The organism is Bdellovibrio sp. ZFWA1 (assembly GCF_056175665.1).
The window spans coordinates 1,737,107-1,760,518 of record NZ_JBJKJH010000001.1 but is presented as its reverse complement, the minus strand read 5'-3'; the positions used below and the strand labels follow the sequence as shown (position 1 = coordinate 1,760,518).

Here is a 23,412-nt window from a genome sequence, read left to right as displayed (position 1 = left end):
AGCTTTGGCGAATTAATCAAAGGTCTCGATTCAATTTTTGCTTAGCTAAGACCTTGCCCAACTCGACACCGGGCTGATTAAACGCATCTATATTAAGAGCCTCGCCTAGACCGGCCACTGTAAGCTGCCAAAACATAAATAAAAAGCCGAGGCTTCTTTCGTCCAGGACTTTCGTCATAAGCGTCATCGTTGAAATGCCATTTGCAGCCAAAGACTCTTGAGTCGCCTCAGCCTCGGCACCTAAAAGCTCGCCCATTGTTTTATTTTGTAGGCTGGCCGTTTCCGCAAATAGAGCAGGCCCCAATTTAAAGCTCCCTTTTTCAGCATCGGAAAATCGATGAAAGACAACGAACTTATCTTTGGCCCCTTCCATCACTTGTTGCAAAATAGAATGCTGATCAGAGGCTCCGATCAATGGTACAGGAGTGCTGACTCGAGGAGCTTCACCCCCATCTCGATTTATCTTTTTTGCTAAAGACTCGGCCCATAATTGCTGAAGCCAGCCCCCGAAAAACCGCATACGATTTGAATAGCTCCATAAAGAGAAAATCCATTCTTCTCGCTGCCAGCTCATCATCGACTGAGCCATCATTTCGGCGATCTCGGATTCTGCAGAGATCGCACTGCGCGCGCCGTCCCGGAACGCTTCAATATCTAAATTAAAAAAAGCAGCTGGAAACATTCCCACTGATGTTAAAACTGAAAATCGCCCACCGACGTCCATGGGAATTTCCAAAGACGGCACATGATGTTGTCCAGCCCAGGCCTTCAAGCTGCTCGATTTATTTTCTGTAATAACGACCGAGTGCTTCGGCAAATCTAAATTCTGTTTTTTAAACTGGATATGTATAAACTCTAAAGCAGTGAGTGTCTCAATCGTAGTTCCGCTTTTTGATACGAATACAAAAAGACTTTTTTCTAATGGGAGCGCCGCCAATGTACGTTCAAACTCGAAGGCATCAACATTGTCTATGAAATGAAGTCGCTTCAACGAAAAGACTTCCCTCAATACTCGAACCCCCAACGAAGAGCCGCCAACACCAACTAAAACCAAATCAGTAAATGATTTATTTAATCTTTGGGCCAACACGAGGGCTTCATGCCAAAGGTGAGCACGATCAGGAATCTCTAAAAAACCAACGTCCTTACGATTCTTAAATTGAGCTAACGATTTTTTCGCAAGCTCTAAGTGCTGAGTAGAGATTTTGTGCCCTGATTGAATTATCGAAATCATGAAACCAATCTAATAAGGTTCCTACGAGATGGCAACATCTTCCTCGATACGGTGATAACCGCGCCACTCTTTCAAACGCCCCCGAGGACGTCCCCCATCTTCCGGGTACTCAATAAGTACGTAGGTAAGCTTTGTAATCTTGCCCAACGAGACAATATCTAGGGACGTTAATTCTGTCCAAGTTCCTGTATTAAAGTACTCTTTATCTGTTCCAAATTGCCGGTATTGATAGACGTGACTATGTCCAAAGATAACCGTATGGACGCGATCATCGTTGAGTACTTTCCGTGCCGCCTCACTAAGATCTGGAAAAATTGCACTTTCTAAAATGACCTGAACTATCCGTTTAAAGGTCCACATCCGACGTGGATCTTTCACGAATACACTCTTAAACATATAGGCGCAAAACATCACAAAACTCTTTAGCATGGCCCCGGTTTCGTTAACCAATGACCACCGAACCATCTTTCCAAATGGACGTATTTTATCGACATGAGGATACTTGTGCTTAATTTTCAGGACCAACTCGACAAAAAAATGAGACCCAAATGGAAGATTCAAAATGGGCTCAGGTAAGTCTTTTTTCAGGAAAAACTTTTTAGGATCCATGCGATTGGCAGCTTCATGCATATGACCGTGCTCGATATGCACACCATCAAAGTAATGGACAATATTTTTGTAACGAATTGTTGTCCCAACAACCTGATTTAAATAACTTCGACATCCCGGCCACAACATAGCCTGATCATGGTTCCCCACAACATAGGTGATCGAATTTCCAGCTTTAGCGGCAAAATCGCCCATCGCTTTAAAAACATTTTCATGCCCTTTTACAATCGACTTTAGAACCTCGACAGCGACAGGCTCGGTTATGACCGTCAAAAAATGTCCTCGATAATCAACTTGAAGAAAGTTTAAAAAGTCACCGTTAATGATAAGTTCAACTTCATAGTCCCGATAGATACCGGTCGAATAGAAATGAATGAATTCAACTAGCTTTTCTCCATAATAGAACTCTTCCAAAGAGTTAAGTCCGCCATTTTCTAATAAACGACCTTTACCTAGGTGAAGATCGCTCACCACAAGCTTGATTTTTTTTACTACGGGTAATTCAGAACTAGTGTTTTCTGCTTGCATAATAATTATTCAGCTTTTTTGAGTGGGAACTGTTCGCCATCTTTTAACTCTAAATTAGTTAGAGCTAAACGCAAGGCTCGAACGGTCCGCTTGAACTGCTCTTGATTTCCATCAAGAGTCTTGTTCAACTCAAGTACTTTGCTTCTATAATTATCTAGCTCACTTTGGAGCTGATCAATCTTTCTCTTAAGATCTAAGATATACTCGTCCTTGGAACGTAAAAGAGCGGCTTTTTCAGCCCGCGCCAATTCAAGGCGATTTTCAAGTTCGCGTTCTTTGACTCGAATCTTTTTAAAATCATTTTTTAAACGTGTCTCGAGCTCTTCCACCTTAAGTCGAGCTTTTGCCACTTCAGTTTCTTTAAACTGCAAATTACCTTTTAAGACCAGCAATTCAGCGCGATGTGAATCCTCGATCTCTTGTTTTTCTTTTTCGACTTTTCCCAAACGTGAATGATACTCGTCCGAGCGTGTTTTGATAATCTCTGCAGCAGAGGCCAGTTCTTCATTTTCACCTCGAAGACGTTCAACTTCTTTTTCTAATTCTAGAATTCGATTCTGAGCTATCTTTAAATTTTCAGCCTGCACCAAACTTGCATCTGCAAAGGTAAGGGTACTTCCAGGCTTGCCGGCTCCTGCCGACTTTAAACTGCCAATTCCCACTTTTTCATCTAAGGGACTGCTGCGTCCAGGTCTAGCAGCAGCAAAACCCTCTGCAGCCAAGGTACGATCGGGATCCGTGAACTGACTTGCTTTGGAGTTTGGATCATCACCAAAACCTACAGGACGAGTCTTTTCAGGGTCGAATCCAATGGGGCGGGTCTTTTCTTCCTCACTCGAATTTAACTGAGGATAAGCGGGTTTCGAAGAAGGACCACCAAAGATATCATCAATAGATTGAAATCCATCATCTGCCGATGGACCATTAAAACCAACGGAATCTGGCGTTGAAAATGCCGGAGGATCAAAGCTTTCGCTTTGACCAAAAATATTATCTTCATCTGCCGACGGAAGACTTCCCAAATCTAATTTTAAATTTCCAGTTGCAGGCTCAGTGCCAACGGCCTTTTCTAAATTTGGCAAACCGCCAGGTTGAATCGAAAATGCAGAATTAAAGCTGCTCTCCGAATCTGATGATTCAAACAAGTGCGGGCTTTCATTTTGTACTACTTTTAAAACATTTGAAGCCGAAAAAGATTCATCCTTTCGAGCATCGTATGCCGAGTCACCACTTGCCGGAGTGGAGCCTTCACCATTCTTCCAGATAGTAAATCCTTCGGGATCTTCCATCACACGGAAATCGTCAGGAGCAAGCCCTACAGCTTCTCCGTCAGTTTGTTCCGCCATAGAATCATCGGTATTGAATAAAGAAGTCGGATCTGCCCCAATTGCCGTCTCTTCAGACACAACAATATCCTTGAGATCTTCCATCAAGGAATCAATGAGTTCATTTGCTGCTTGGGTCTTCTTCTTTTTTGCCATATTTACTCTGATCTTTTTATCGGAATAAAAAAGGCTTCCCTTAAGGAAGCCTTACACTTAGGCAGTAAAACTCGACCATTAGCGAGCGTCTTAAAATGAGATCACTTTGCGATACTCACTCATTCTTTTCTCGATATCGCCCATAGTCACTTTAGCAAGAGCCTTCACACTAAAGTCCTGAATTGTGTGACTAGCCATCATCGACCCCATAATGCAAGCCTGCTTCATGTGAGCGATCGAAACGTCTCCATTTTTCGAAGCCATATAACCAAAGAAACCACCAGCGAAGGTATCACCCGCACCCGTTGGATCTACCACAGTCGGAATCGGCATTGCCGGCAATATAAAATAACCTTCATCCTTCGTATACATTGCAAATCCATACTCGCCACGTTTGATCACAACGGCCTTAGGCCCCATGGCAGTGATTAACGGAGCCGCTGAAATCGCATTGTTCGCCCCAGTTAGCATCTTTGCTTCGCCTTCATTGATCAAAACAAGATCCACTTTGGAAACAACCTTCTTCAGTTCTTCTTTTTTGATATTGATCCAAAGATTCATCGTATCAAGCCCAACGAACATCGGCTTCTTTACTTGCTCTAGAACTTGCAATTGCAATTCAGGAGCAATATTCGCCAAGAAAACATATTTCGAATCTTTGTAATGCTCTGGGAGCTGTGGATTGAAGTGTTCAAAAACGTTCAACTCTGTATTGATCGTTTTAGCTTCATTCATATCACCCTCATAGGCACCTTCCCAATGGAAAGTCTTGCCAGGAACTTTGGATAATCCTGAAAGATCAACTCCGCGATTCTTTAGAAGATCGTAATCTTTTTGATCATAGTCCTCGCCCACTACTCCAACGACTTTAACTTTAGCAAACAATGAAGCTGCCAAAGAAAAATAGTTCGCAGATCCACCAAGAGCGCGATCCGCCCGGCCCGCTGGGGTTTGAATTGTATCGTAAGCTAAACTTCCAACCACTAAAATATCTGACATGTCTAATCCCTTGGTTACTTTTATCGATGACTATTGTTGATCCTGGATGTTCGCTGAAGCCATCGCTTCGCGCAAGTGCTTGGGCAGTCCGGCAAGTTTTGAATTTGAAATATCCATCGTTTCAGGCTTATTCGGAGCTTGTGAAGTCAATTGACCGCAAGCCGCAAAAATATCGCGTCCCATTGAGCGACGCAACAGTACATGGGCCCCTAGGCGGCCAAGTTCCGTATGGAATGCCTGAACTTGCTCGTCTGAAGGTCGTTCAAAGCCCGAGCCTGGGTGTTCGTTAAATGGAATCAAATTGATTTTACAAGGGATTCCACGAACTAACTTAAATACCTGCCGAGCATGTTCAATTTGATCAGTCACGCCTTTAAGGAGGACATATTCAAACGTGATGGACTCGCCAGTTTCGTCATAGTACTTACGACAAGCATCCAGCAATTCGTAAACATTCCATTTTTTGTTAATCGGCATCACCATCGAGCGAATTTCATTAGTCGGCCCATTCAGTGAAACCGCCAAACGAACTTTAGCCTTACCGATTCTCCACATTTCAGGAACGATACCCGAGGTAGAAACTGTGATTTTCTTACGAGACAAATTAATTCCCCAAGGAGAATGCAAAACATCCACGGTTTTAAATACGGCTTCTGGATTATCAAGAGGCTCGCCCATACCCATGAAAACGATATTCGTGATGCGTTCGCCTTCAGGAAGTAAGTCATGTACTTGCATGAATTGCCCGACAATTTCTTCAGTGCGAAGTCTGCGCTTTAATTTTTGTTTTCCTGTATAGCAGAATTTACAAGCGATATTGCAACCAACTTCTGAAGAAATGCAAAGCGTGCGACGGTCTTCAGACGGGATCAAAACAGCCTCAACGGATTGCCCCTCGCCCATATCAAACAAAAACTTTTGTGTACCATCAACAGATTTTAAATGCTTGATCACTTTAGGAAGCTCAAAGCTTAAAATCTTCGGAAGGTCCGCCCGAAATTGCTTCGATAAATTACTCATCTGCTCGGGGTCAGTCACCCTTTGTTCGTATACCCATTTATAGATCTGCTGAGCACGAAATTGTTCTTTGCCTTTTTTCTTAATGTATTCTTTAAGGTCTTCCAACGTTAACGAATAAAAGTTAACTGGCTTGTTTTCAGCATTGGTTGTGTTTGAATCATCAAAATAATTCAACGGAGCTTCGCCTTGGCCCATTTCGACAGACGCAACTTTTGCTTCCGCTTCATCAACGGCTTTCTGTGCAGCTGTGATTTGGTCTTGAGTTAGATTTTCAGGAATAGATTGAACTTCTGCGCTGGACGCAGGTGTGCCTTTGAATTCGTCCATATGGACTCCTCTTTGAGCTCCTTATGGCTTTTCACAGCCTGCTTTTGGGCCCATCCCGCCAGCCGGAACCTTTATTTGGTTCCCTTAAATAAGGTCGCTTTGTTTTGAGGGGCTGTTTTAGCAAAATTCAAGAAAAACCACAATAGAGCCCAAGGAAATTATCCCTAACAAAGGGTCCTCACCCCACTAAGATGAAAAAAGATCCCGGTCGTCTTATTAAAAGACCCCATCTAGTATCGCTTTAAACAATATTTATGTGATTATTTATCTATTTTAAAGATATTTCAAGGGCCGATATAATGACGTCATGGCTCTACAAAAATGCAGGCCAAAACTATCAAGGAGGTTCGCATGATCACAGCGTCGCACAAAACTCTGAAGGATCTTATCGACTCGAAAAATGGGGTCCATCTTTCAATCTACGTCCAATACTTTGGCGGCATCTTGCAATTTAAAAAGCGTCTAAATTCCTTAATTAAAAATGCGGAAGATCATCTTATGGAAATCATGAACCCGGAAGAAATCGCCGAGTTCCTGAAGCCATTGCGCGAGTTTGCTTCAAACGCAGAAAACTACCGTCACTATCGAGGCAGCATCGGAATATTTATTAAAAATGATTTCTTTAAAACAATTCAGATCTCAAGCGACGTCGAGGAATTATCCGTCACTGCGGACTCATTCCATATCAAACCCTTGATAAATTGGGCCCAGCAAGATCACGAGTTTATTCTAGTGGGACTTAATAAAGACGGGGCCCACTTCTATAAAGGGACTCCCAACACATTAGAAAAAATTGATCAGATACAGCACTCGGCTGATGATAAAGCAGAGTACGAATTTATGCTTAAGTGGCTTGGCAACTGGGTCGACTATCTATCACGTAAATCGAATACTTTAGTTTTTATCGTTGCCGACAAACGACATAGTAAAATTTTAAAAAAGAGCCTCCGAACCCATAGCCCCTCCCCCACTTTTATGGAAACGACCTTTGAAGAAAAACACCTTCAATCGAAAATTCGGAAGATCCGCTCGTTAGTGCGTTTGAATGCACAAACTCGAGTCAATCAAATGCTTAATGAGTTTGATCTGTATCTAAAACTAAACTCGGCAAAAACAAATCTTTTTCAAATTGCAAAGGCGGCGGTTAAAGGAAAGGTACAGAAGCTACTTGTTGCTGAAGACTTTAACATCTTTGGCCGCATCGACCAAAAAAGTGGGGGACTTTCCCTTCATCCTCTAGAGATGAATCATGAAGATGACTGCCTTTTAGACGATATCGCCCAAACTGTGCTACTGACCGGGGGCGAGGTCGGCGTCGTGAAAAAATCCGAGATGCCTGATGGTCGCCCCATCCTGGCCGTTTTGCACGAGAACCCCGCATACTCTTTTGCAGAGGCTCATTCAAATTTGGACTTTGACTTAAGAAATACAAACCATCCGATAAAACACACCAGTCCCGCAAAATAGTAGGGAGCCCCTGGTAAATAAGGTTGGGATTTTCCTAAAGTTCCATAATGCGAGAATAGTTGAGTGACCACTAGAGGAGTTACGATCGAAGCAAGGCTCGTCAAAGAAACAATCGAGCCTTGCAATTCGCCTTGCTCGTTGTCGGGGACTTGCTTGGTAATCAGACTTTGCAAAGCCGGAGGCGCGGCCCAAAAGACGGAAGAAACAATCAGAATCAAATACATGGCCCAGCCCGTGCTTGCGAAACCAAATAAACTAAAGGTGATCGCTTCTCCAAGAATACCCCAATTGGCCGTACGAACTTCGCCTAAGCGGGGCACGATGACTCCGGTCAAATATCCCTGAGCAAAGGCAGACAGAAGTCCCACCACGGCCAATGAAATACCAACCTGAGCGGCAGTCCATCCAAAACGTGTTTCGGTGTACAGAGTCCAAATAGATGGATGAGTCTGTCCCGCCAACTGTAAGAAAAACACCACCAGTAACAGCTGTGGCATCAGAGGCCGCTTGATCACTTTTAACAACGAGTGAAAAGGATTTAGTTTATTCCACGAGAACCGCTGTCTTTTTTCTGGAGCTAATGACTCAGGCAAAATAAGTAAGCCGAATAGGAAGTTAATGCCATTTAAAATGGCCGCGACCACAAATGGGTACTGAGGCCCCCAAGTGCCGACCAACCCCCCGATCAAAGGACCGATGATAAAACCCAAACCAAACGCCGCACCGATCATTCCAAAGTTTTTCGATCTATTCGAATCATCACTGACGTCCGCGACATAGGCCATCGCGACGGTAATATTTGCTCCGGTCAATCCTGCAATCACGCGGCCGACAAACAAAAGCTCGAGGCTCGGAGCAAAAGCCATCAACAAATAATCAAGCGCTGCAATAAACAATGAAACCAATAAAATTGCTCTGCGCCCCATGAAGTCTGATATTGCCCCCAATAAAGGAGATACTAAAAACTGCATGAGTGCATAAACAGAAATAAAATAGCCAAAATAAGTCGAAACCTCATCCGGGTTTTGCACAAAACGCCGAATCACATTGGGGAGGACTGGAATAATCAATCCAATTCCAATCATATCTAAAACAATCGTAAAAAAAATAAATGCGATTCCCGCATTGTGCTTTTTACCTAAATTCATAAGGTCTCCATTTTCCTATTCGATGCCTTGACTCAGTATTAAATTTAAATTCGAAACTGAATTTATATGAACCAACTTTGCCGAGTTAGCTGGTCTTGCTAAAATTCGCAATAGCTCTGGACGCATAAGACGATGATATTTTTTTATTGAATCAAACAACTTCAATAGGTGATCCACTTGAAGCTCTTGTGCATCGTTTGGCAATTCAGGTCGCGCCTTAAAAATCAAACCGAAGACTCTTTTTACCGCCCAGAAATAATGAACCTGCAAAGGTAAATCAATCAGCACTATTTTATCAGCTAAACTAAACCTTTGTTGCAAGTGATCCAGCGGCCCAAATCCATCAATAATCCAGCGCTCGGCAAGCTGAATCTGATCCAATTCATGCAAAGTTTGCTGGAAGGGCCGCATTCTTAACTTGGCCTGCTCATCTACAAAGAACTGCAGACTGTCCACATGAAACACGGGAAGGCCATATCGCTGGGCTAAATTTCTAGACAATCGTGTTTTGCCACCTGCCGCATTTCCAATAACGACCACTCTTTGGATCATCACCAAGAGCTCCGCTAGTGGGCCGTATCGATGTATTCTATAAGCTCTGGGATTTCACAAGGAACACAGCCAATTTTCCCGACGACCACACCCGCTGCAAAATTAGCCAAACGACAAGCTTCAACCAAATCAAGTCCCGCCGCCAAAGCAAGGGCTAAACTCGCAATGACCGTGTCGCCGGCTCCAGTCACGTCGAAAACTTTTCTTGCGTATGTAGGAACCTCGGTGATTTTCTCTCCCGAAAAAATTGTCATACCATCTTTACTGCGAGTCAGAACAATCTCATGCGCGCCGGTTCTTTTTTGTAAAGCGCGACCGACCTCATAAACGCGATTTGGATTTTCTTTCAACTCGTCAAACTTCAATCCAGACAGAGCCACAGATTCGTCATAGTTTGGTTTGATCAAATCAACACCGCTGTAAAAATCGCCCGTCTTATCGCGGTGTGGATCAACGAGAACTCTTTTTTTATGAACTTTACCAAGCTCTACAACTTTAGCGATCAAACTTTGAGTAATAACACCCTTGGCATAGTCTTCAATGATCACGATATCTGCTTCTTGAATGGCCTTTTCTAATTTTTGAACAACGGCTGCCTCAACTTGGGGAGCCAAGAACTTCTTAACTTCGTAGTCCACTCTGACAATGTGGTGATGTTTAGCCATAACACGTGTTTTTCGTGTTGTCGGGCGCTCGGAGGTTGCCACAATATAGTCCCAGCGAACTCCATTTTTAACAGCAAGATCCTTCAATAGCTGGGCTCCAGTATCGTCCCCTACCACGCTCAAAAGTAGTGCTTCACCACCCAAACTTACCACGTTTTGTGCGACGTTGGCCGCCATCCCCAAACGCTTGTCCTCTTCGGTGACTTCCAAAACCGGAACAGGAGCCTCGGGGCTTATTCGACGAACGTCGCCCATGATATATTCATCTAGGGCGATGTCTCCGATAATTAAAACCTTTTTGCCTTTAAGCTTCGGAATGGCCGCCACCAAAGCCTTTTTTGACTCTGCCGTCATTGGAGATTGCTGAATTTGGTAGTTTGCGCTCATGGCCACTCCTTCAAAGTTGTCAATTTTACAGCTTTTATATAACCGAATAATTATACGGATCACCTAATTATGTCATCTTTTTTGCGCCCGCGTTCACTTTGTGATAGGACTTGCAGCCTATGTCAACTTCAAGCTCTAGAAATCCTAGGAAAAAAGCAGGCCCCCGCAAAGTCGGCGCAGCCTTCCCCCGTAGCCACCAATGGGCTCAAAAGCCTAAACCCGGCCTAGAAACTAAAGCTGAATCATCAAAAAACAAGACGACGAATAGCTCGGCAGCCTCGGCACTTCCCAGAGGCCTCTTCTATCAAAAAAACTGGGTGAAGCCAAACGAGCGCGAGGCCATGATGGACTATCTTCTTTCTCTTTGGCCATTGTGGGAAAATCGTTTCTCAAAATCAAATCCGCCTCCGGATGGGCAAGACAATCGATCCTTACTTCGCCCCGTCTACTGGCTGGGCAATTGGCAGTTTGCTTGTTTAAACTATTATCATCCCCCAAAAGGCATTTACAATCGCTGCGTCACTGCCGAGCCATACCCTGATGTGATGGCCCATCTAGTTAAAAAAATAGAAGGCCTTGTTCATGATATGTACGACAGCCGCGACATTCCTCATGGTTGGCACCTGAACACCTGCCTGATTAACTACTACGGCCATAAAATTGAAAATGGCAAAAACATTGACTGCGCTCGCGTGGGCGAACACAAAGATTTCGAGCCAGGCCCTGTAGCGTCTTTGTCGTTTGGCGAACGGGCCTTTTTTCAATTCGTTGCAAGCTCTGGAAAAGACCGTCAATCCCAAGTCGCCTTCCAACAATGGCTTGAGGACTCGTCTTTACAAATATTTGGCGGAGATAAATTCAAAAAACAGCTTTTCCATAGAGTGCAAAGAGTCGACAAAAAAGAAGGCCATCTTTTTAAACTCAAGGGAATTGAAAACTTTGAAACCCGCAGAATCAATCTGACGTTTCGCTATGTGCCCGACGAGCACATCGTCGACTTCAAACGTCTTCCCGAAAATCTTCAGGAAGATGTTCACGAGTATGTTAAAGTCCTTAGCGAACACTCTTCTTTTTTCACCGATCAACTGCAAAAATAAAAAAAGAGGATCTTAGATCCTCTTTTTTTATTTTGTCTATTGCTCAGACGGGTGCTTCATCGTTAAAAATTTAAAAATCTTTTCTGGTAAAAAATCAGGTTCAAGCTTTCCGGTTTTACATTTAGAACAAGTCGCATCTTTAGGAATTGTCACCGACGGACTTCCTCCATCTGCTGGATATTGATAGTGAGTTCCGCGCAGCAAAAGTATTTCGTCTTCATGAGAGCACGATTCGCAAATAAAAAAAGCACGCCAAGACTCAATTGTCGTATTGGCCGGGACAAATCCCACAACCATGCTGGCCTGATTGACAATAATAGTAGGGCAGCTTTTCATTTTTATGGGATTTTTCTTCGGAAGCCTATCACTCCAACTTATCCAGTTTTTGATACCTATCGAAGAAATTGTGGTTACTTTCTCGAGATCAATGGTTAAATTTTCAGATCCAGAAAGAGTAAAAGAATACAGATCCGAAGTTTCAACTAGTTGTCCTTCTGGAAACACAGTAACTTCGCTGCCTTTTCTATCAATTTTTAAAGCCATACCAAAAACTCCAATAACCTAAAAATTAAATTGTAACCAACTTAAAAAAGTCTAAATTCGAAACTACTTATGCACAAGCGTTACTTGAAAACCTTCCAAGACAAAACCAGATCATTACCACGAATCGTAAGGCGCAGATTCTGATTTAACCAACGAGTCAGCATCTCTTTTTCCTGCAACGTTAATTTTTCGTTATGAAATGTAAAATCAAATCCACTGAGTGGAAGATGGACGGTTTTAGAATCAAATGGCCCTACAAGTTGTAATGTCACATATCTTTTCTGATCATTGAACTCAATACTGAACCCAAGATCTCTCTGCGTTTTATTCACAATGACCGGAACCGGTACTTCCACAGTCGAAAATGTAACTTGTGGGCTGTGCGAAATAAAATAAGAATTCATCAAGCTTGGCCAAACCTCCCAATGGTAGGGAATCGGCAAGGTGCAATGAAAGCCTTGATCAAACTTCACCATTTTAAAGTTTTCCGCGTGAAGACGTTCAGAATTCAAACCTGAAGGCACAAGATCATCATTGCGAGTTACTAAACTAAGAAATGGCGCTTGAACATCTTTGTACTTGGACACGAAATCATTAACGGACCAAAAGTCAGAACTATTTCGCATCCCCGCGGGCAACGAGACAGTCCCATCCCAGGTCAATCCCCCCTTATAGGTGGCAATCATGTGTTCAATCGCTTTAGGCAGAAACTGAAACATCGGTGCTTCTTGAGGTAATCTTTCTTTGAGCCCGGCCAAACGTCTTTGACTCCAAAAGTCTACAAACTTTGCCTTCAGCCCCGGTGCCGTCAAACGATCCATGGAATCCTTAAGATAAACTACAGGACAAAACCCCATAAAGCTGTTTATTAAACGCTTCCCCTTATAACTATTCGTTTCATTCAAAAGTGAAGAGTACAAAACTCCGTTTCCGCCCAAGCTGACACCAGCAAAATGGACCGCAGAAACCAAGCGACTTAACGGCTGATTTTCGTCTCTCAAAAGTCTTGCAATCTGAATGTTCTGAATGGCTTCATCGAAGCCACCAAAGGAAACTTTTTCGTTTTGATTGATGAACAAGGCTCCTGAAATATTATCCAAGAACAGAACATTGAATGGTCCTTGCTCAAACCAACTCATCATGAAAAACCGCTCGCCCAGAGCCTCATCAACGTTAGTGAAAATACCCATTCGCATGACGATCAAAGGCCGGGGCTTATAGTCTCCCTTTAAAGCCAACAGACCTTGAAGGCGCACTCCATTTGGAAGATTGAATTGCACCCGATTTAAGAATGGGTGCTCGTGAAAGTTCATATCTATAGTGAGAAATCGAAGCGTATTCCACAGGACATTGTTTTGGCCGTTCTCGAGCTCGGCTTTGCAGTTCTGAAAATATTTTTGAATCAACGCCCCTTGAAGCTGAACATTCTTTAAGCGAGGATCCTGCATCCGATCCGCCCAAAGATCAGGATCACATCCTGAAGAGTATTTCTTGCGCGGCTCTAAGGGTTTCCAACTTAAAACCTTATTCATAAGAAAACTCATAAGCCAAGGATAGCGTCCGTTCTTTAGTTCGGCCGCTTGATTTTTTTCAACCCACTCGATCTGAGGACTGCTGAATTGTCGAGCATATTCACGCTGCGCAGTATCGACAATATTCTCTTCATCTGCGGCAAAAACGGAAGAAAGTGAAGATAAACTCGTGATAAATAAAGTAAAGACTAGAAACACACGTAATTTCATACGGATATCATCGTACTCTAGAGTCGCCGAGTCATCGTTTTTTTCGCAGGTGACACTGAGTAATTGCTTCATTAAACTCCTTGTCAGTTGTTAAAAAGAGACACACAAGATTCAGACTGAAAGCAGCTGATCTGTGATACAGGAGTTCAACAAATGGAAACTATCATTGAGCCTCTTTACGATGGCCCATTATTCCGCAATGCGATCCAAACCTTAGAAGAAGCAGCCGCAGTTATTAATTGCGATCCGAATGTTCTTGAGCGTCTTCGCCGTCCTCGCCGCACAGTCGTTGTATCTGTGCCGGTGCGTATGGATGACTACAGCGTTAAAGTCTTCACTGGATATCGCTGCCAATACTCTCCAACTTTAGGTCCCTACAAAGGCGGTATTCGTTATCACCAAAACGTAGATCTTTCTGAAGTTGTAGGATTAGCTGCCTTGATGACATTTAAGAACTCTGTTCTTGGTTTACCATTAGGTGGTGCTAAAGGTGGTATCTGTGTAGATCCAACTAAGCTTTCTCGTACTGAAAAACAAAATTTAACTCGTCGTTATACGTCTGAAATTTCAGCCTTCATCGGTCCAACAAAAGACATCCCAGCTCCTGACGTGGGCACCGATCCACAGACAATGGCTTGGTTGATGGATACTTACTCTCAGGAAAATGGCGGTTTCGCTCAACCTGGAGTCGTGACTGGAAAACCTGTTGAAATCGGTGGTTCATTGGGTCGTAACCACGCCACTGGTTTAGGCGTCGTTTACGTTGCTGAAAAAGCTTTCGAAAAAATGCAGATGAACATGAAAGGTTCAACCATTGCCGTTCAGGGCTTTGGAAACGTGGGCTCTTTTGCTGCAAAGTTTGCTCATGAACGTGGCGCGAAGATTGTTGCCGTTTCTGACGTTACAGGCGGAATCTTCAATGGTGATGGCTTGAACATTCCAGAAGTGATCGAGTACGTTAAGTCTCACAAAGGCGTTAAAGGTTTCCCTAACGCTAAGGAAATTACAAACGATGAACTTCTACTTTTGAAAGTTGATGCTCTTTTCCCTTGTGCACTTGAAAACCAAATTGACACGCACAATGCAGAAAAAGTTCAGGCTAAAATTATCGTTGAAGGCGCCAATGGCCCTATTACGAATGCTGCGACTAAAATTCTTTCTAAGCGTGGTGTTTTCATCGCTCCGGATGTTGTCGCCAACGGCGGCGGCGTTATCGTTTCTTACTTCGAGTGGGTTCAAGATACGATGGCTCTTTTCTGGGACGAAGACGAAGTGAACTCAAAACTAAAAACAATCATCTGCAAAGCTTTTGATACGGCATTTAAAATGCACACTGAAAAGAATGTTGATATGAGACAAGCCGCTATGGCCGTTTCCGTTCAACGTCTTGAAAAAGCAATGCTACTACGCGGATTGTATCCTCGTTAATTCATCAAGGGGAATATGCTGAAAAATTTTAAACCTTGGATGCTAATTCCTGCAAAATGGGCTCATGACTTGAGCCCATTTCTTTTACCATCCATCGCCAATCTTCATTCGTGTCAAAATCCTCACTGGCAATCTAAAACCTGGAAGAATCTTCATTTTCGAAATCCATTAGGACTTGCGGGCGGAGTTGATAAAAATGCACAGTCTTTAAACGCCTGGTGGAAACTCGGTGCTGGTTTTGTCGAGGTCGGAACAATCACACCTCGCCCTCAAGCCGCAAATCCTGGTAAAATCATGGACCGAGACCTGCAGTTAAATGCCTTGTGGAATAAAATGGGATTTCCAAGCCATGGCGCCGACGAGGTCTTTTACAATCTTCGTAACTTATCATTGGATTTAAAAAAATTCCCCACTCCAATTTTCATAAATATTGGAAAAAATCGCGAGACTCCGAACGATAAAGCTCATGAAGACTATCTATTCCTGATGGACCGCCTGAATGAATTTGCGGATGCCTTTGTCGTTAATATCTCTAGCCCAAACACAAAAGGCCTTCGCGACCTTCAAACCCCCGAAGCTTTAAGTAAGCTGTTCCGCCCACTGTTAAAAAAAGCCAGGGAACTGCAAACCCCATTATTAGTAAAACTATCCCCAGATATTGATCAGGATTTACTGCGGCAAACCCTAGAAACTTGTGTTGAATTGGGCCTTGATGGCTACGTTCTTACAAACACCACCCTACACAGACCCGAAGGATGCTCGTTTCCTATGGAAGGGGGATTGTCAGGGGCCCCACTCAAAGATCTTTCGTTACAAGCATTACAAATGGCTGCTGAAGTTTTAAGCAAGTGCGAACAAAAACCTTTGATCGTAAGCTGTGGCGGAGTCATGAGCCCGAAAGACGTTTTTGAAAGATTGCAACTTGGCGCAGATCTTGTTGAAATATACAGTGCCCTGGTTTTTGAAGGGCCCAGTTTTTTCGGCAATGTTGCCAAAGCTGCTCAAAACATCGAGAATTAGTTAGCCAACGCTAGGAATATAGATGCCCGATCGTCATGGAGCTCAAAAAGGTCGTAAAGTGAAGAATCGCAAGGGTCATTGGATCCCTGTGGTCGCTGGCTTTTTGCGCAAAGATGGCAAAATTCTGATCGGACAAAGACCTGAAAATCATTCTTTAGCTGGGCAATGGGAGTTTCCCGGTGGAAAAATCGAATCAGGTGAAACTCCGGAACAAGCCCTGGCTCGAGAACTTTTTGAAGAACTTGGCATTGAAGCTGAAATTGGAGACCTCAAAATGGCCTGCACACACTCTTATGGTGATGTCGGTATTTTGATTCTGTTCTTTGAGGTCCTGTATTGGAAAGGAGAACCCAAAGCCCAGCACCATATGATGCTAGAGTGGGTTCACCCCGAAGAACTTAAAGTTCGCAATATTCCAGAGGCTAATAGAAAAATGCTGGATCGTATATTTAAATGCCTAGGACTTGAATGGCGAAAATAATACTGGTTTCCGAGCAGCTTCACCAAACCGCCTGGTCCTTGGCGCGAGCACTCAAGGCTCAAAACCATGAAGTCGTTATTCTGACTTCGAAAGACCAAGATTCTGAAATCAAATCTGATCCACAGATAATTGTTATGAGCTTTTTTAAAAAATGGAGTGTACTAGAAGCCGCTCAGCTCATACCAGTCCTGCTAGCTCAATCACCCCAAATATTTCATTTGCTGTTGGATTCAGATTCTATGAATGCAGCTCAAAGCGCTCTGGCCCTTTTTGCGAAAAGCCATCCTGGATGTATTTTAACGACGTCTTTACTTCACATCCGTCGAGGCCTTCATAAAAGAAATCCTGTGCGCTACCTACTACAAGAAAGTGATATAGTAACCTGTCCAACGGTTGAAACTATGGGACATTTGCGAGGCTTATCGGCAAAAAAATCTCAGGGCCGCGGCATTCTTCCGCCAGTGCTAAATCTTGGAGAAGATCTTAAAAAGCATCAAAATGAAATGGTTCTTTCTGAGCTTCCATTGATTGAAAATCTACATTCACAACACTATGTCGTCGTGCCCTTTCGAGAATTCGACTTTGCACCAGATAAACCTTACTTCCAACGTTTGGTTAAGCTTGCGGAAAAATTCCATGTTGTGCTTTGGGGCAGCTTACAAAGTTGGCCGCTACGCCAAAGAAAGCTGTTTACCCAATGGCTACAAGACGAAGGTCTTGAGGATCGCTGGACCCTGACAGGCGCCATCTCTACAGGTACTACAGAGCAGCTTTTAGAGCATGCACAAGCCTTGTTTTTAGCGGGACAAGATTTCACGCCAGTAGAAATGACCGAGTACTACCTAAGAGCTATTAATACTCAATGTTCTTTGGTGCTGAGTCGCAAGCAGGCCCAGGTTCATGCCGCTCTTTGGAAGCATGGCCGAAATTGTTGGATTTTAGAGGATCGAAAGTTAGATGCTGAGTTAACTGCTTTACTAACCCAGCCTCACTTGAAGACTCCGGAAACCCTGCCTGAAAGTATTGCCAAAGAAAAGCACTGGATCGATATTCCGTTGAATGATTTAAACAGACTTTACAATAAGGCTTTGATGTCCAAATAAGGACGCCTTATGATAAATCATGCTCAAGAAGACTCCGATCCCTCAGCATCTAAATATCTGTTTTGTCGCTAGTCACTTTCGTGTCTTGAGTCGTCACTCTGACAGCGGATTTATTTTTCCTATCGCCAGAGGCCTTGCTAAACTTGGACATCAAGTCACCGTTCTTTCAACAACCTCATCCTTGGGCGAATCAGAAATAGTTCGGGATGGCGTAAAGGTCTACTACCTTCTTGAAGGACAGCGCCATCAATCGATTTCACACTTTCAAAATGTAGCAAAAATAAAATTTGCCGAGCTCCACGCGCAATCACCTTTTCATATTGTTCACTCTTTAGATCGAAGTGGCTATCGTATCGGTAAAGCTCGCAAAGAATTTTCAGTCGCCATGGCTTACGATATCGAGGCAACGCAAATTTCTCAGATTTTTTCAATTTTAGGAATGAAGCAAGACACCATCAGAAGTTATCTTCAAACAGGCTTGGCCGTTGCCTATAAATTTTTAACAACCTACTACGGTGGAGATAGTCAGCTATTAGCATCAGCCGATGGACTATTCGTAACCAATCCTCAACAGCGCTTAATGCTTGAGCGCTATTATATGTATCCAGATTGGCATATCTATCAAGTCCCCTATGGCGCAGATGTCGGCGATATGAGCCCCAAAGAAAAGTCATTCGAACTGCGCAGAAAATGGGGTATCCCAGATAATGCCCATATTGCGGTTACTGTATCTGAAATGCATGACGTACTGGAAATGCAATACGTATTGAGGGGCTTCGAAAGAGTCGCCGTTAAAAAACCAAATAGTTATCTTTTTTTACTGGGGCAAGGTCCAAAATTTAAAGACATCGAGTTCGAAGTTTTGAATCTAGCACTTGGGAGCCGAGTCATTATGACAGGGGCCATTTCTAATACGGAATTAGCCGACTATGTCGCCCTCGGAGATGTCTTTGTGGACATGACTTCAACCAGCACCGGCTTCGAAGCGGCCATGGTCGAAGCTATGGCACAAAAGAAGATCATTATTGGCTCTGAAGTTTCCTCGATGGCTCACTTTATCGAAGACGGCCAAGACGGTTTCTTAATTCGCCCTGCTGACTATGAATCCCTAGGCAGCCTGATTTTGGAAATTTTCTCTGGAACGATGCCTTCTGATGAAATTGGAGAGCGTGCTCGTCAAAAAGTCCTGGACCTTTTTGATAGTAAAAAGATGACAGAGGCCGTTTTAGACGCCTATCGCAATATTTTAGTGAAAACGGGCCGGTATCGCGTCGAGTAAAAAGCGTTTTCCCCTTCACAGCGCTTCTTGGATGGGTATAATTGGAGAGTATTTTCAATAGTTTAAGCATATCGTTTTTGTATAAAGGATTTCGATCATGACCAAGGCGGATTTGATCAATTTGATCTCGGAAAAAGCAGGCATCACTCGTGTAAAAGCGGAAACCGTCGTAAACACGATTTTCGACTCTATGGTCGAAGCTTTGATGAAAGATGATCGCATTGAAATTCGTGGTTTTGGCTCATTCGTGAACCGCCAGTATGGTGCTTATAAGGGGCGCAATCCCCGCACAGGCGAAGTGATTAATGTTGAGGAAAAGAAACTTCCGTTTTTTAAAGTCGGAAAAGAGCTTAAAGAAGATATCAACAACGGGCCTCAAAAGTAGGCCCTTTTTTTTATTATGAATCGCCAGGACTTTCTTAAAAATCTCTGGATTCCTTACCCGCAAACAAGCTTTGATGCCGTCATCCAGGGACGCATATTGGAGATAGCGCCTCAGCACCTGACAATTGCTCGGTTCGAAAAACCTGCACTTCGTATTAGCGCTAAAAAACTTAAAGAAAACTGTGATATTTCGGTTCTGGAAGTCGGGGACATTGTTTCTATCAACGTCGAGGGCGTGGTCACTTTACATTGCCCCGCTTGGATTAAGTCAAACTTAGAAGTTCCTTATAACTTGGAACACGTTCAACGCTGGTCAAAATTCAAGCATTCGGTTCATGAGTTTTTTCAAAGCCATGCTTTTATTGAAATTGAAACCCCAAGCCTCGTCCCCTGCCCCGGAAGTGAGCCCACCTTGGATGTTTTTAGCTGCCAGCTAAAAGTAGAATCAAAACAGGAAAAGCTTTTTTTACCCACAAGTCCCGAGTGGCATTTAAAGAAAGCTCTGGCGATGAATATTCCAAATATTTATGAAATCAAGAGCTGCTTTCGTAATGGCGAAATCACATCTCGGCACCAGCCGGAATTCACAATGTTAGAGTGGTACCGAGCGTATGCAAACCTTCAAAGCATTAAAAAAGATGCCCTGCAATTGATTGATTTTTTATGCGAAAAATTTGAGGTCGCGAAACCTAGAAATATTCACAGTTTCAGCGTCTCTGAACTATTTTTAAAATATTTAAATTTTGAGCTAACACCACTGACAACAGAAGCAGAACTTCGGACCTTGGCTCGGGCTCATAATATTGATTTACGGGCTGCTGAATCAATTGATGACTGCTTTTATCTAATCTTCATGGAAAAAATCGAAAACCAGTGGTCTACACAGGACTTAGTTTTCGTAGAAAACTACCCCCCTTATCAAGCGGCTTTGGCCCGACTGACTCCGGAAGGCTGGGGAGATCGCTTTGAAATATATTGGAAAGGCTACGAGCTTGCGAATGCCTTTCACGAGCTGAACGATCCCAAAATTCAAAGACAGCGCTTTAACGAAGACTTAGCAAAAAAGCATCAGCTGGGAAAAGAAAGCATTCGCAGTGATGAAGAATTCTTCACCGCACTTGAGAGGGGCCTTCCACCTTCCGGAGGGATCGCCCTAGGACTTGAACGTCTTTACATGGCTCTGTTTGAAGTTAAAGACATTTCACAACTAAAACTTTTCCCCTATAAGACGCCGCAATTTTTATGAAAATAACAGCTGAACTACTGCTCTTAGCTTCCGGACCGATATTTGTAACTGCGATTGCATTGGAACAACTGTTTTATAAAAAGCAGCACCCTGAATGGTTCGACCTTAAGGACACCTTAAATAATATGGTTCTAGCTCTACTTCAGCAAGGGGCCGAAATATTTGCCGTCGCCATTAATTGGCTCTTTATTAAGTCTCTTTACTCGGGACTTTTTGAAAAAGGATTCAAGTTATTCGCCAATTTTGAAAATAGATATGTTTTTTGGATATTTTTATTTATTGCCCAAGACTTTCTTTATTACTGGTTTCATCGCTGCAGCCATCGCAGTCGTTGGTTTTGGAGCGCCCACGTTGCGCATCACTCTTCAAAATTTATGAATTTTTCCACGGCTCTTCGCCAAAGCGTTCTTTATCCATTCACTGGGATGTGGCTGTTCTGGCTTCCACTGGCTTACTTAGGATTTCCGCCAGAAGACATTACTATGATCGTGGCCATTAATTTATTTTTTCAATTTTGGATTCATACCGAACTCACATCTCGAATCCCCTACTTTGACTACTGGTTTAATACTCCCAGCCATCACCGCGTCCACCACGCAACGAACTCTCAATACATAGATAAAAATTATGGCGGAGTTTTGATTATTTGGGATCGCATCTTTGGAACTTTTATTCCAGAAATAGAAAAATGCCGATATGGCATTACAAAAGAAGTGAATTTTAGAAACCCTTGGTCTTCAAATTTTTCTGAATTTAAAGATATGATTCAAGAGGCGCGAAAAGAGAAGACTTTGAAAAATAAATTTCTTCGCATCTTTGCACCTCCGGACTGGAATCCTTAGTTAGCGCATCGTCCTTCAGAACGAGCTTTTTTAAGGGCCTCGATCACTGATTGCATATCATCCGCCCCATAGACCGCTTGGTCTTTGACCATCAGACGATGTTTCTTCCAATAGGCTCCATAAACGCCTTCTCCACTCAGGGTACAAACAGAGTCTTTTACCACCTCTTGTGCTTGAGTCTGAAGAGCCCCCAAAGTCATCAAAACGAAAGTTAAAAGTACTAGCTTATTCATACGGCCTCCTTTTTGGCGTCATCCCTGCTTGGACTTAGTAAGCGGTAGAACCTCTTGATCCACCTGCTTTTCGAGATTGCAAAGCCCTTGCCAACGGAAAAATGGACAAAATGACACTAATTTACGCCCTGGTTTGCTGGATATTTAGGCGAAACTGGGGTAAAAGCCCCTCATGCTAAATCTAGAAAAAATATTTAATGAGATAAAAACCGAAGCCGACTGGGTTCATTTGCGCCAAGTTTCTGAAAAAACCTCTTATCGCGTGGTAAAAAATGAAAAGCCTGAACAAAATGTCACCTCCCAAGAGCTTGGGGTCATGGTCGAGGTTTTGGTCAACGGGCACTTTGGATATGCTGGCACCTCTGATATAAGCCACGAAGGAATTCGGCGTGCCACGGCCAAGGCCAAAGAGATTGCTCTTGCTGGATCTAGACACAAGGTTGCTGACTTCAGCACCGAACAGCGCCCGGCAAATAGAGGGCAATTCCTAAGTCCTCGCATAAAAACTTTAGATAGCAGCACATTGGGCCTGATCACAGACACTCTGCTTAGCGGATCGCAGGCCATGAAATTGAACGAAAAGATCATCAACCGCATGGCAATGGCCATGATCGTTGAAACCGACTTTAAATCGCTAACTTCAACCGGTGGTCAGTTACATCAGAACTTCAATATCGTCAGCACCGCCTACGAAGCCACAGCTCAAGACGGGAGCGAAGTGCAATCCCGCTCTGAAAGTGGTGGATTGGCCCGCTGTTTTCAAATCGGCGCAGAAATGTTTGACGTAGCATCGGCTAGGCAAGTGGGCCAAAGGATTTCTCAGGAGGCCTTAGAGCTTCTTGTTGCAGATAATTGCCCTAATGAAAAGATGGATCTAATTTTGGCTCCGGATCAAATGACTTTGCAAGTTCACGAAAGTATTGGCCATCCCTTAGAGTACGATCGCATTCTGGGTGACGAAAGAAATTATGCAGGATGGAGTTTTGTTCAACCTAGCGACTTTGGAAAACTACAATATGGATCAAAAGCAATGAACGTCACGTTTGATCCCACCGTCGAAGGCGAAATGGCATCCTATCTTTACGATGAAACTGGCCTTAAAGCGACAAAGGAATTCCTTATCAAAGAAGGAGTGCTACAGCGTGGCCTGGGATCCTTAGAGTCCCAAAAACGCCTCAACCTTCCTGGGGTCGCAAATTCCCGAGCTTCCTCGTGGAATAGAGCCCCCATTGATAGAATGGCCAATATCAATCTCGAAGCAGGCAGTCACACGTTGCAAGACATGATTGCCTCCATTGAAAAAGGCATCATCATGTGGGCGAATAAAAGTTGGTCCATTGACGACTACCGAAATAAATTTCAATTCGGATGCGAGTACGCCAAGCTTATTGAAAATGGGCGCATAACGAAAACAATCAAAAATCCAAACTACCGTGGAGTCACCGTTCCTTTCTGGAATAACTTAAAGGCCGTAGGGAACAAGATGGAAATCTATGGATCTCCGTACTGTGGAAAAGGTGAGCCAAATCAAGTTATTCGTGTTGGCCACTCGACTCCTTACTGCCATTTTGAAAATGTTGAAATCTTTGGAGCTTAA

Annotated in this window: 22 protein-coding genes; 11 read left to right on the top strand and 11 right to left on the bottom strand. The window is 43.4% G+C overall.

Annotation, left to right across the window (positions count from 1 at the left end; translation table 11 throughout):
- Nucleotides 1-16: 16 nt before the first annotated feature.
- The 5 genes from AC04MN_RS08555 to rlmN form a co-directional block, all read right to left on the bottom strand.
- On the bottom strand, nucleotides 17-1,234 hold the full coding sequence (locus AC04MN_RS08555) for a glucose-6-phosphate isomerase (protein WP_475382770.1): 1,218 nt from the start codon (nucleotides 1,232-1,234) through the stop codon (nucleotides 17-19).
- Between the two features lie 21 nt (nucleotides 1,235-1,255).
- Entirely contained in the window at nucleotides 1,256-2,371 is a 1,116-nt protein-coding gene (locus tag AC04MN_RS08550; RefSeq protein ID WP_475382769.1) for a hypothetical protein, read from the bottom strand.
- 5 nt (nucleotides 2,372-2,376) lie between these two features.
- Complete coding sequence (locus AC04MN_RS08545) at nucleotides 2,377-3,852, bottom strand: hypothetical protein (RefSeq protein ID WP_475382768.1); 1,476 nt, start codon at nucleotides 3,850-3,852, stop codon at nucleotides 2,377-2,379.
- Nucleotides 3,853-3,942: 90 nt separating this feature from the next.
- Nucleotides 3,943-4,851, bottom strand: coding sequence for a PfkB family carbohydrate kinase (locus AC04MN_RS08540; protein WP_475382767.1), 909 nt, complete (start codon nucleotides 4,849-4,851; stop codon nucleotides 3,943-3,945).
- A 30-nt stretch (nucleotides 4,852-4,881) separates the two neighbouring features.
- Nucleotides 4,882-6,198: a dual-specificity RNA methyltransferase RlmN gene (rlmN, locus tag AC04MN_RS08535; RefSeq protein ID WP_475382766.1), complete on the bottom strand. Its 1,317-nt coding sequence runs from the start codon at nucleotides 6,196-6,198 to the stop codon at nucleotides 4,882-4,884.
- Nucleotides 6,199-6,549: 351 nt separating this feature from the next.
- Here rlmN and AC04MN_RS08530 point away from each other — a divergent pair, with 351 nt between their 5' ends.
- Nucleotides 6,550-7,665: a hypothetical protein gene (locus tag AC04MN_RS08530; protein WP_475382765.1), complete on the top strand. Its 1,116-nt coding sequence runs from the start codon at nucleotides 6,550-6,552 to the stop codon at nucleotides 7,663-7,665.
- On the opposite strand, the gene AC04MN_RS08525 is transcribed toward AC04MN_RS08530, so the two are convergent.
- Genes AC04MN_RS08525 through rfaE1 form a run of 3 tightly spaced genes read right to left on the bottom strand, consistent with a single transcriptional unit; the run spans nucleotide 7,596 to nucleotide 10,417 of the window.
- A complete protein-coding gene (locus AC04MN_RS08525) occupies nucleotides 7,596-8,813 on the bottom strand; it encodes a TCR/Tet family MFS transporter (protein ID WP_475382764.1) in 1,218 nt (405 codons plus the stop codon). The genes AC04MN_RS08530 and AC04MN_RS08525 overlap by 70 nt on opposite strands.
- A 15-nt stretch (nucleotides 8,814-8,828) precedes the next feature.
- On the bottom strand, nucleotides 8,829-9,365 hold the full coding sequence (locus tag AC04MN_RS08520) for an isopentenyl transferase family protein (RefSeq protein ID WP_475382968.1): 537 nt from the start codon (nucleotides 9,363-9,365) through the stop codon (nucleotides 8,829-8,831).
- 14 nt (nucleotides 9,366-9,379) lie between these two features.
- Nucleotides 9,380-10,417, bottom strand: coding sequence for a D-glycero-beta-D-manno-heptose-7-phosphate kinase (gene rfaE1, locus AC04MN_RS08515; RefSeq protein ID WP_475382763.1), 1,038 nt, complete (start codon nucleotides 10,415-10,417; stop codon nucleotides 9,380-9,382).
- Nucleotides 10,418-10,536: 119 nt separating this feature from the next.
- On the opposite strand from rfaE1, the gene AC04MN_RS08510 reads away from it, so the two are divergent.
- Nucleotides 10,537-11,514, top strand: coding sequence for an alpha-ketoglutarate-dependent dioxygenase AlkB (locus AC04MN_RS08510; protein ID WP_475382762.1), 978 nt, complete (start codon nucleotides 10,537-10,539; stop codon nucleotides 11,512-11,514).
- A gap of 36 nt (nucleotides 11,515-11,550) precedes the next feature.
- Here the strand turns inward: AC04MN_RS08510 and AC04MN_RS08505 are convergent, their stop codons facing one another.
- Nucleotides 11,551-12,057 carry a hypothetical protein gene (locus tag AC04MN_RS08505; protein ID WP_475382761.1) on the bottom strand — a complete coding sequence of 169 codons (507 nt, stop codon included), beginning with the start codon at nucleotides 12,055-12,057 and terminating at the stop codon, nucleotides 11,551-11,553.
- Nucleotides 12,058-12,137: 80 nt separating this feature from the next.
- Entirely contained in the window at nucleotides 12,138-13,871 is a 1,734-nt protein-coding gene (locus tag AC04MN_RS08500) for a hypothetical protein (RefSeq protein ID WP_475382760.1), read from the bottom strand.
- Between the two features lie 81 nt (nucleotides 13,872-13,952).
- Between AC04MN_RS08500 and AC04MN_RS08495 the strand changes: the two genes are divergently transcribed.
- The 8 genes from AC04MN_RS08495 (at nucleotide 13,953) to AC04MN_RS08460 (ending at nucleotide 21,582) form a co-directional block, all read left to right on the top strand.
- Nucleotides 13,953-15,227 carry a Glu/Leu/Phe/Val family dehydrogenase gene (locus AC04MN_RS08495; protein ID WP_475382759.1) on the top strand — a complete coding sequence of 425 codons (1,275 nt, stop codon included), beginning with the start codon at nucleotides 13,953-13,955 and terminating at the stop codon, nucleotides 15,225-15,227.
- A gap of 15 nt (nucleotides 15,228-15,242) precedes the next feature.
- Nucleotides 15,243-16,247: a quinone-dependent dihydroorotate dehydrogenase gene (locus tag AC04MN_RS08490; RefSeq protein WP_475382758.1), complete on the top strand. Its 1,005-nt coding sequence runs from the start codon at nucleotides 15,243-15,245 to the stop codon at nucleotides 16,245-16,247.
- 22 nt (nucleotides 16,248-16,269) lie between these two features.
- Nucleotides 16,270-16,728, top strand: a complete 459-nt coding sequence (mutT, locus tag AC04MN_RS08485) for an 8-oxo-dGTP diphosphatase MutT (RefSeq protein ID WP_475382757.1) — start codon at nucleotides 16,270-16,272, stop codon at nucleotides 16,726-16,728.
- A complete protein-coding gene (locus AC04MN_RS08480; RefSeq protein WP_475382756.1) occupies nucleotides 16,716-17,831 on the top strand; it encodes a glycosyltransferase in 1,116 nt (371 codons plus the stop codon). The genes mutT and AC04MN_RS08480 overlap by 13 nt, the downstream gene beginning before the upstream one ends.
- Before the next feature lie 19 nt (nucleotides 17,832-17,850).
- Nucleotides 17,851-19,110: a glycosyltransferase family 4 protein gene (locus tag AC04MN_RS08475; RefSeq protein WP_475382755.1), complete on the top strand. Its 1,260-nt coding sequence runs from the start codon at nucleotides 17,851-17,853 to the stop codon at nucleotides 19,108-19,110.
- Between the two features lie 97 nt (nucleotides 19,111-19,207).
- Nucleotides 19,208-19,495 carry an HU family DNA-binding protein gene (locus tag AC04MN_RS08470; protein WP_475382754.1) on the top strand — a complete coding sequence of 96 codons (288 nt, stop codon included), beginning with the start codon at nucleotides 19,208-19,210 and terminating at the stop codon, nucleotides 19,493-19,495.
- 15 nt (nucleotides 19,496-19,510) lie between these two features.
- Complete coding sequence (gene epmA / locus AC04MN_RS08465) at nucleotides 19,511-20,740, top strand: EF-P lysine aminoacylase EpmA (RefSeq protein ID WP_475382753.1); 1,230 nt, start codon at nucleotides 19,511-19,513, stop codon at nucleotides 20,738-20,740.
- Nucleotides 20,737-21,582, top strand: a complete 846-nt coding sequence (locus tag AC04MN_RS08460) for a sterol desaturase family protein (protein ID WP_475382752.1) — start codon at nucleotides 20,737-20,739, stop codon at nucleotides 21,580-21,582. The genes epmA and AC04MN_RS08460 overlap by 4 nt, the downstream gene beginning before the upstream one ends.
- On the opposite strand, the gene AC04MN_RS08455 is transcribed toward AC04MN_RS08460, so the two are convergent.
- On the bottom strand, nucleotides 21,579-21,815 hold the full coding sequence (locus AC04MN_RS08455; RefSeq protein WP_475382751.1) for a hypothetical protein: 237 nt from the start codon (nucleotides 21,813-21,815) through the stop codon (nucleotides 21,579-21,581). The two genes, AC04MN_RS08460 and AC04MN_RS08455, sit on opposite strands and share 4 nt — an antisense overlap.
- Before the next feature lie 172 nt (nucleotides 21,816-21,987).
- Between AC04MN_RS08455 and AC04MN_RS08450 the strand changes: the two genes are divergently transcribed.
- The gene (locus tag AC04MN_RS08450) at nucleotides 21,988-23,412 is read left to right on the top strand and encodes a TldD/PmbA family protein (RefSeq protein WP_475382750.1); all 1,425 of its coding nucleotides are present in this window, start codon (nucleotides 21,988-21,990) and stop codon (nucleotides 23,410-23,412) included.